Consider the following 6,831-nt stretch of genomic DNA (forward strand, 5'->3'; position numbering starts at 1 on the left):
GACCTGGTCGGAGGGGGTCTGCTCGGGTTCAGGGCTCGCGCCGCAGCCAAAAGCATGGAGTGCCAGCAGCAGCGTGCTGGAGGTGAAGACAAAACGATTTCGCATCAGGAGGGGGTGTCCTTGTGCTGGGGCCACGAGACGGGAGGGGCCGCGACGCCATCGCCAGCGGCCCCTTCCCCACGCCCTGGCTCCGTGCGCTTGCGTGCCACGGTGGGGCCGAGCGCCTGGCGGGTCTCTGTGGCCCGGTGAAGGCGTTCTCCGCCGGGGCTTTTGCAAACCCTGGCGTTCGTGAACACTTCCCATCACGGCCCCAGTGGTAGCGGCCCCCGATTGCCCGCCTCCCCACGCCTTCCGCACGCCTGCTTTCGCGATACTTCGCTTTTCCCGAAGCTTTGTGTCCGGATTCCCTATTTGCCGAAGAGTCCCCTGGCTCCTATTTCAAGGGGGTTGGCTTTTCAGCCCCCCCTTTCCAGGTGACGCCTTGGACTCAATACAAACCATCGGCAGCCCCCTCATGTGGGGCGGCTTCATCGCCTTTGTCTTCGCGATGCTCGCGTTGGACCTGGGCGTCTTCCACCGCAAGGCCCACGCGATCAGCTTCAAGGAGGCCGGTGCGTGGAGCGCGGTGTGGGTGAGCCTGGCGCTGACCTTCAACGCGGTCCTCTGGTGGCGCTACGGCTCCGGGCCGGGGATGGAGTTCCTCACCGGCTACCTCATCGAGAAGTCGCTCTCCGTCGACAACATCTTCGTCTTCGTCGTCATCTTCTCCGCGCTGAAGATTCCGGCGCTCTACCAGCACCGGGTGCTCTTCTGGGGCATCTTGAGCGCGCTGGTGCTGCGCGCGGCGATGATCTTCGCGGGCGTGGCGATGCTGGAGCGCTTCCACTGGCTCATCTACGTCTTCGGCGCGTTCCTCATCCTCACGGGCGTCAAGCTCTTCATCCAGCGCAACGCGGAGGAGCACCCGGAGGACGGCTGGCTCATGCGCACCGCCCGCCGGGTGATTCCCTCCACGCCGAAGTTCGACGGGCAGCACTTCCTCACGGTGGAGAACGGCCGCAAGCTGGCGACGCCGCTCCTGATGGCGCTGCTGCTGGTGGAAGCGTCCGACGTGCTCTTCGCGCTGGACTCCATCCCGGCCATCTTCGCCGTGACGCGCGACCCGTTCATCGTCTTCACGTCCAACATCTTCGCCATCCTGGGCCTGCGCTCGCTCTTCTTCCTGATGGCCGGGGCGATGGAGAAGTTCACCTACCTGAAGGTGGGCCTGTCCGGCGTCCTCATCTTCGTGGGCGCGAAGATGGCGCTGGTGGACGTGGTGCACCTGTCGCCCGCGGTGTCGCTAGGGGTCATCGCGCTGGTGCTGGGCTCCAGCATCGTGGCCTCGCTGGTGAAGGCCCGCCACACGCCGCCGCATGAGCCGCAGGCGCCCGCGCCGGACGCGAAGCTCCCGTCCGTGACCAAGGCCTGAGCCGCTTCAGCCTTCCTGACATTCAACAGCTGTGGGTCCCATGGGGTGTGGGGCTCCAGGCCCGGGCCCTCGATGCGCGTGGGGGCTCGGGCCGTTTTCCTGGGGGCCGCTGTCTGTCAGTGCGCCCGCGACAGCTCCATGAACTCCAGCCAGGAGCGGACGACGGCCTCGAACTCCTCCAGGGGCAGATCCTGGGAGCGTCCGGGGATGGTCTCCTCGCTGTGGATGGAGGCCCGCGCGCGGGACAGCTCCAGGCTCCACGCATCGCCGGTGACGTCCCAGCGCTCGCGCTTGCCGTGTCGTACGGCGTTGAGGACGCGCAGCATCTTCTCCGCCCGGGCCGGCTCGAAGCCCAGCTCCTGGGCCAGGTAGTCCGCCAGCACGTCGTCCGGAGGAAGGCCGTTCACGACCGCACGACCCTGCTGATCCCACGTGAATCGCAATGTCCTGGGCACGCCCGTGAAGGTGACATAGCGGCTGGATCTTTCCCCAGACCCACCGGTGTCGATTGCGCCGGAACCTGACACTGGAGGCCCCCGCGCGTGAGGCAGCGGACGGGGCCCCTGCCCGGCGACCGCGCATCAGTGTTGGAAGGTGGAAAAGCGAAAGGCCGTGAGCCCTGGAAGGACTCACGGCCTCATTCGCTTCGTGTGGGCGCAGCAGGGCTTGAACCTGCGACCCCTGCCGTGTGAAGGCAGTGCTCTACCACTGAGCTATGCGCCCGACTGCTGTGTGCCGCCGCGCCCCACCGCTGCGCAACGGACGCGGCGATAAGTGCCATTCGTCCGCGTAGGTGTCAACGCAATTTCTAGGAGGACCCTTCCGACAGCGCCTCCAACTTCTCGTCCAGCTCGCGCAGGCGGCGCTTGAGGCCCGCCAGCTGCTTGCCCACGGCCTTGAACTCGCTCTTGGGCGCGAAGTGCAGGGCCTTCATCACCTCGTCCTGGCCCCGGTCGAGCGCCTGCTTGCCGCGCTGGACCCGGCCAATGGCATTGGCGACCGCCAGGGCGCGCTTCTCGTCGCCCATGAGCTTCTCCATGGCCTTGCCGGAGAGCCCCAGCGCCTGCTTCTTCAACGTGTCCCGGATGCCCATGGGTGCGCGCTCCTGTGGCCTCAGGGGCCGTCGGGGAACTCGGTCTTCAGGGAGGCGAAGACGCGGTCCGCGATGCCCTTGTAGCGCATGCGTTCGATGAGCGGTTGCAGGTCGCCGCGCATGGAGATGCGGCGCTTGAGCACGGCCTCCACCGGATCGAGCGTGCCCAGCAGCAGCTGCTTCCAGACGGAATACGGCGCGCGCGCCAGGTACACCGGCTCCAGCTCCTCCAGGTCGTCCGGATCCGACAGCACGCGGGCCTTCTCGATGCGGCAGTCCCCGGGGACGACGTGCACCACGAAGGGTTTGGCCAGCTTGCCCGGCTCCGCTTCGATGATGGCCCCGAAGTCGCCCTTCCAGCCCTTGCCGGCCATGGCGCACTCGGGATCCGAGTTCGTGAGCCGGACGGCCTCGTCCAGCCATTCCTTCGACGGAAACTTCGGCATCGCTTCCCCTACCCCCTGCGGAAGATGCTCTTGATGCTGGAGAAGAGGCCCCGGTCGTCATTGGACGCGGTGCTGCTGGCGGGGGCCGCCGGCGCGTTGCGCGCGGCCACCTCCTGCAGTGCCTTCTTCAACTGCTCCGGCGTGTCGCGCGTGGCCAGGTCCACCTTGCGCAACGTGCCGCTGTTGTCCTCCACCTGCACCTGGAGCAGACACTCCTCGGTGAGGCGGAAATCGATCTTCCGGCCCGCGGACGTGGCCGGCACGCGCACCGTGCCCAGGTACTCGTTGTCCACCATCAGGTCGCTGTCGCCCTGGTAGATGTCCAGCTCGATGAAGGGCGAGCCCGCGTCCTTGGGCGGCGGCAGGCGGAAGCTCTTCACCATCGGGATGAGCGAGTTCTTCTCGATGATGCGCTTCACGCGGCCGTTGGGCATCGCGTAGCCGATGGGCATGGACAGCGCGTCCAGCAGCGTCACCGCGTCGATGCTGCCCAGCGAGTCGCCCAAGAGCGCCGCGCCCAGGGCCACGCACTCGTCCGGGTGCACGCCCTTGCGCGGGGCCTTGCCGAAGTGGGCCTGGATCTTCTGCTGCACGAGCGGCATGCGGCTCTGGCCGCCCACCAGGATGATCTCGTCGATCTCCGAGCGGGAGATGCCCTTCTCCGCGAGCACGCGGTCGCAGATCTCGAAGGTGCGGTCCACCAGGTCGCCCGTGAGGTTGTTCAGATAGTCGCGGGTGAGCGGGATGCGCAGGTCCAGCGGCTTGCCCTTGCGCTCCTCGATGTACGGCAGGTCGATGACGACGTTCGGGATGAGCGTCAGGTCGATCTTCGCCGCCTCGGCGGCGTTCTTGATGCGCTGGAGCGCGATGGGGCTTTCGGCGAGGTCGACCTTGGTCTCGTCGCGGAAGCGCTCCAACACGTACTCCATGATGCGGTTGTCGAAGTCCGCGCCGCCCAGGAACGTGTCGCCGCCGGTGGCGAGCACCTCGAAGACGTTGCCGGCCAGGTGCAGCACGCTGACGTCGAAGGTGCCGCCGCCCAGGTCATAGACGAGGATCTTCTGATCCAGGCCCCGGTTGAAGCCGTACGCGAGCGCCGCGGCGGTGGGCTCGTTGACGATGCGCTTGACGTCGAAGCCCGCCAGCCGCCCGGCTTCCTTCACCGCATTGCGCTGGTTGTCGTTGTAGTAGGCCGGGACGGAGATGACGGCCGCGTCGATGGGGCCGCCCAGGAACTGCTCGGCGATGGTCTTCAGCTGCGAGAGCACGAAGCTGGAGATCTGCGGCAGCGAGTACAGCTTGCCGCCCATCGTCACCGCGGCGTCCCCGTTGGGGTCCTCCACGATGTCGTAGGGGAAGTACCCCTTGAGGTCGTCCACCGCCTTCGAATGGAACTTGCGGCCGATCAGCCGCTTGGTGCCCCAGAGCGTGTTCTTGGGGTTGGTCACCATCTGGTCCTTGGCGACGCCGCCGACCAGGAGATCGTTCTTGGAGGAGAGCGCGACCACGGAGGGCAGGATGAGATTGCCGCGATCCGTGGGGACGATCTTCGGGATGCGGTTGCGCACGGACGCCACCAGGGTGTTGGTGGTGCCCAGGTCAATCCCGACGATGCGTGGTCTGTCCGCCATGAAGTTCAGCGAGCGCACGCCAGGGGGAGGCCGCGCCCGTTCTCACTCTCTAGCACGTCGTGCCGTTACGTGCGCGTTTCTAGGCGGATGCTTCCTCCCTGGCTGTAGTTCCGACCGGGCAGCACGCCGAGGGCCCCTGTCGCTGGCCGGGCAGCCGGGGCCCGGGCCGGGTCCGATGCCCTCCGGGGCCGTCCCCTAGGGCTCCAGGTCGGGATCCGGCCCCAGCTCCCGGACGCGGATCGGCCCGTCGGGTTCCGGGGGCGGCAGCGCCTCGCACACCGCGTCAGGACCGACGGGCAGCTCGGACAGGAAGCGCGACGGCGTCAACAGGAGGCGCCCGTCCTCCCGGGGCAGCGAGGTGTGGGGGTACACGAGCCAGAGCGCCTCCCGGGCCCGCGTGACGGCGACGTAGAAGAGCCGGCGCTCCTCCTCCTCGTCCTCGGGGCTCCGGGTGGCGAGCGACAGCGGGAAGCGCCCATCCACCAGCCCCAGGACGAAGACGGACCGCCACTCCAGGCCCTTGGCCTGGTGGACCGTGGACAGGGTGAGCACGTCGTCCGGCGCTTCGCCGTCCAGGGCCCCCTGCGCGGAGAACTCGGCGACCAGGGCGATGTCGGACAGGAAGCGGGGCACGTCCTCGAAGCGCTCGGCGAACTCCTGGAGCTGGCGCAGGTCCTGCGCGCGCAGGTCGGCCACGTCGGAGGCCGCCGTGGGCTCCCTCGCCGCGAGCACGTCCGCGAGCAGGGCCCCCGGCCCCCGCGGCCCCCCGGCGGAGAGCGTGGTGAAGAGGGCCTGGAAGCGCTGGAACCCGGCCTGGGCCTTGCGCGGCACATGGGCCAGCACGTCCGGGTGCGTCAGTGCCTCCGGGAGGGGCAGCTCCTGGGGCAGCGCCCCCAGGGCGGTCCACAGGTGTTCGGTGCTGGCGGAGCCCACGCCGGAGAGCCTGCGCACCAGCCGCTTGAAGGCCAGTTCATCCGTGCGGTTGTGCACCCATCTCAGGTGCGCGAGCGCGTCCTTGATGTGGGCCTGCTCGAAGAAGCGCACCCCGGAGCGCACCCGGAACGGCAGGCCGTTGCGCGCCAGCTCCACCTGGAGTTCCAGCGAGTGCAGGTGGGCGCGGTAGAGCACGGCCATGGACTCCAGCCGCTGGCCCTGGGCGCGCAGCGCGAGGACGCGCTCGGTGACGAAGGTGGCCTGCCCCTTCACGTCGCGGGTGGGGACCACCTGGGGCACCGGCCCCGGGGCGGCGTCGGACACCAGGGCCTTGGGGAACTGGCGCGTGTTGCGCGCGATGACCGCGTTGGCCATCCGCAGCACCTGGGGCGTGGAGCGGTAGTTGCGCGTGAGCGGGTAGATGCCGCAGCCGGGGTAGCGCTGGGGGAAGTCGATGATGTTGGTGAACTCCGCGCCCCGGAAGCTGTAGATGGACTGGCAGTCGTCGCCCACGACGGTGAGGTTCCTGCGCTCGCCCACGAGCAGGTCCACGAGGTCGCCCTGGAGGCGGTTCGTGTCCTGGTACTCGTCCACGAGCACGCCCTGGAAGCGCGCCGTGAGCTCCGCGCGGATGACGGGATGCTCCTCCAAGAGCCGCTTCAGGTGCGCGAGCAGGTCGTCGTAGTCCATCAGGTGCATCTGCGCCTTGCGCTGCTGGAAGCGGCGGGCGGTGGCGAACACCTCGGGCGCGACGGGGAGCATCTGGGGACGGCGGTCCACCAGCACCTGCGACACCGGCTGCTGGAGGTTCGTGGCCAGCGAGACCAGATCCAACAGCGCGTCCGGACGTGGGAAGCGCTTGTCACTGCGCAGCTTGCGCTCGGCCAGGCACGTGGCCATCAGGTCGCGTGAGTCCTCGCGATCCAACACCGTGAAGGCGGTGGAGAAGCCCAGCGCGCCCGCGTGCTCGCGCAGCAGCATGTGCGCGGCGTGGTGGAAGGTGCCGCCCATGAGGCGGCTGACGTCCGCGAACTCACCGGCCAGCTCCTCCACGCGGCGGAGCATCTCGCGCGCGGCCTTGTTGGTGAACGTGAGCAGGAGCAGCGAGTCCGGGGGAACGCCCCGTTCCAACATGCGCGCCACGCGGTACGTGAGCGTGCGCGTCTTGCCGGAGCCCGCCCCGGCGATGACGAGCACCGGGCCCTCCCCTGCCTCCACCGCCGCGCGCTGCTCCTCATTGAGCGACGCCTCCAACTC

Annotated in this window: 6 protein-coding genes and 1 tRNA gene; 1 reads left to right on the forward strand and 6 read right to left on the reverse strand. The window is 68.6% G+C overall.

The window, feature by feature from the left end:
• The first annotated feature begins 514 nt into the window (after positions 1-514).
• Positions 515-1,471, forward strand: a complete 957-nt coding sequence (locus D7Y13_RS35955; protein WP_370451754.1) for a TerC family protein — start codon at positions 515-517, stop codon at positions 1,469-1,471.
• A 116-nt stretch (positions 1,472-1,587) separates the two neighbouring features.
• On the opposite strand, the gene D7Y13_RS35960 is transcribed toward D7Y13_RS35955, so the two are convergent.
• The 6 genes from D7Y13_RS35960 to D7Y13_RS35985 all read right to left on the reverse strand — a co-directional run bounded on the left by D7Y13_RS35960 (position 1,588) and on the right by D7Y13_RS35985 (position 6,828).
• On the reverse strand, positions 1,588-1,878 hold the full coding sequence (locus tag D7Y13_RS35960; protein WP_199732980.1) for a hypothetical protein: 291 nt from the start codon (positions 1,876-1,878) through the stop codon (positions 1,588-1,590).
• A gap of 244 nt (positions 1,879-2,122) precedes the next feature.
• Positions 2,123-2,194: transfer RNA gene (locus D7Y13_RS35965), tRNA-Val, on the reverse strand.
• A gap of 85 nt (positions 2,195-2,279) precedes the next feature.
• Complete coding sequence (locus D7Y13_RS35970; protein ID WP_120537804.1) at positions 2,280-2,564, reverse strand: hypothetical protein; 285 nt, start codon at positions 2,562-2,564, stop codon at positions 2,280-2,282.
• 20 nt (positions 2,565-2,584) lie between these two features.
• On the reverse strand, positions 2,585-3,010 hold the full coding sequence (locus tag D7Y13_RS35975; RefSeq protein WP_120537805.1) for an SCP2 sterol-binding domain-containing protein: 426 nt from the start codon (positions 3,008-3,010) through the stop codon (positions 2,585-2,587).
• Positions 3,011-3,018: 8 nt separating this feature from the next.
• A complete protein-coding gene (locus D7Y13_RS35980) occupies positions 3,019-4,641 on the reverse strand; it encodes an Hsp70 family protein (RefSeq protein WP_120537806.1) in 1,623 nt (540 codons plus the stop codon).
• Between the two features lie 195 nt (positions 4,642-4,836).
• On the reverse strand, positions 4,837-6,828 hold the full coding sequence (locus D7Y13_RS35985; protein WP_244222419.1) for an ATP-dependent helicase: 1,992 nt from the start codon (positions 6,826-6,828) through the stop codon (positions 4,837-4,839).
• Positions 6,829-6,831 lie beyond the last annotated feature (3 nt).

Origin of the sequence: Corallococcus praedator (genome assembly GCF_003612125.1) — a bacterium.
GTDB lineage: Bacteria > Myxococcota > Myxococcia > Myxococcales > Myxococcaceae > Corallococcus > Corallococcus praedator.